The following is a 1,609-nucleotide window of genomic DNA, read 5'->3' as shown; positions in this document are numbered from 1 at the left end:
AATTTCGAGTTAGCACTCAAATTTTCCCGACTTATGTCACACTCTCTTTAATTTTATGTGTAGTATATGAATTAAGGCATTCAAATAATCATTTTTTCATAGCACTCCTCTCTCTTTCATAAAATGGATTAATCTTACTCTTGAAGAAGTTTGCTCCAGCTAAACTACATGTTGTTGAGGCTTGAGTTGCTAATTATGCAAAAGTTTGAACAGCATCCTTACCTTGAATTTTTTAAAATAAATTAGTTTAATACCACTAAGGTTTTTACTTTGTTTTTTACGCAACATAACGTACAATAGAGTTGATAAGATGGAGGGGTGATTCGTATGCTACAACAATATAAAAACGTTTTGGTTCCAGTTGATGGATCAAAAGAAGCAGAGCTGGCTTTCAAAAAGGCGGTTGCTGTTGCCCAAAGAAACGGTGCAGCAACAAAGGTCCATTTGCTTCATGTTGTTGACACTCGCGCTTTTCAAAATGTTTCAAGTTTCGATACGACTATGGTTGAACAAGTTGCAGATACCGCAAAAGAAACGATGGAAAAGTACATCAAACAGGCTAAGGAAGCTGGAATAACTAATATTGACTATGCAATTGAGTATGGTGCACCCAAGCCTGTGATTGCAAAAGATATTCCACAAGAACAAAAGACTGATTTGATTGTGATTGGAGCAACCGGTCTCAATGCTGTTGAACGTCTCTTGATTGGTTCTGTAACCGAATATGTTACTAGAACTGCAACTTGTGATGTTCTGGTAGTCAGAACCGACACAGAAAACAAACCTGTCAAAGCCGAAAAGAAATAATCGCTTCAATGAACATGATACAATTTAATAATAACAAGGCTGGCTATTAGGGATATTTGATAGCCGGCTTTTTATTTGGGGACAGCCCTTCTCAATCTTCCTGCGCTCTACCTTCACTGCTTACATTTATAACTTTGTGATACTTATAAAAACAACTTTCAAGATGATCATTCACTATCCCAAGCGATTGCATTAATGCGTAAACAAGTGTTGGTCCAACAAAATTGAAACCCATTTTTTTAAGTTCAAATGCTATTTTCGTTGACAAAATTGTCTTTTCAGGTAGCTGATTTCCAAACTGCCAATGATTAATGATTGGCCGCCCCTCCGTAAAATGCCATAGATATTGTGAAAGCCTAAATGTGCGTCTGTGTAATTCAGACAGAAGCTGGGCGTTTTTAAGTACTGCATCAATCTTTCTTCGATTTCTAATAATGTTTGGATTTAATAACAAACTGCTGATTTCAGCCTCTGTCAACTGCGTCAACAGCTCAATATCAAAATTTTTAAAAGCTTTTTTCAACGCAATCCGCTTTTTTAAAACTACTTCCCACCTCAAACCAGCCTGCATGATTCCAAGACTAAGCAGTTCAAAGCTTTCTCTTTCAGCGACATGTATCTTCCCCCACTCTTCATCATGATACTGTAATAGCAAGTCATCGCTAACTGCCCAAGAACACCGAAGCACCATTTTGTTCTCGCCTCCTTAATTGTTCCTGTTATAAAATACGCAATAGTATAAAAAAAGGGGGCTGGGTCAAAAGTCCCAAAATAAAGAGCTTCGCCAGAAAAAGTAGTAATT

Annotated in this window: 2 protein-coding genes; one reads left to right on the top strand and one right to left on the bottom strand. The window is 37.2% G+C overall.

The features are described 5' to 3' along the window. Positions 1 to 327: 327 nt before the first annotated feature. Positions 328 to 807: a universal stress protein gene (locus FD50_RS06920; protein WP_054757358.1), complete on the top strand. Its 480-nt coding sequence runs from the start codon at positions 328 to 330 to the stop codon at positions 805 to 807. Between the two features lie 91 nt (positions 808 to 898). Here the strand turns inward: FD50_RS06920 and FD50_RS06915 are convergent, their stop codons facing one another. Then, positions 899 to 1,498 (bottom strand): DNA-3-methyladenine glycosylase I, encoded by a 600-nt coding sequence (locus FD50_RS06915; RefSeq protein ID WP_056960927.1) that lies wholly within the window; start codon positions 1,496 to 1,498, stop codon positions 899 to 901. Positions 1,499 to 1,609: the final 111 nt, after the last annotated feature.

The sequence above is a fragment of the Liquorilactobacillus satsumensis DSM 16230 = JCM 12392 genome, from assembly GCF_001435195.1.
GTDB lineage: Bacteria > Bacillota > Bacilli > Lactobacillales > Lactobacillaceae > Liquorilactobacillus > Liquorilactobacillus satsumensis.
The sequence above is the reverse complement of the archived record's forward strand: the minus strand, read 5'-3'. Positions and strand labels throughout refer to the sequence as shown.

What these genes read in the sequence shown, in the direction of transcription:
- FD50_RS06920 (WP_054757358.1), top strand. Translation starts at nt 328, where the DNA reads ATGCTACAACAATATAAAAACGTTTTGGTTCCAGTTGATGGATCAAAA.
- FD50_RS06915 (WP_056960927.1), bottom strand. Translation starts at nt 1,498, where the DNA reads ATGGTGCTTCGGTGTTCTTGGGCAGTTAGCGATGACTTGCTATTACAG.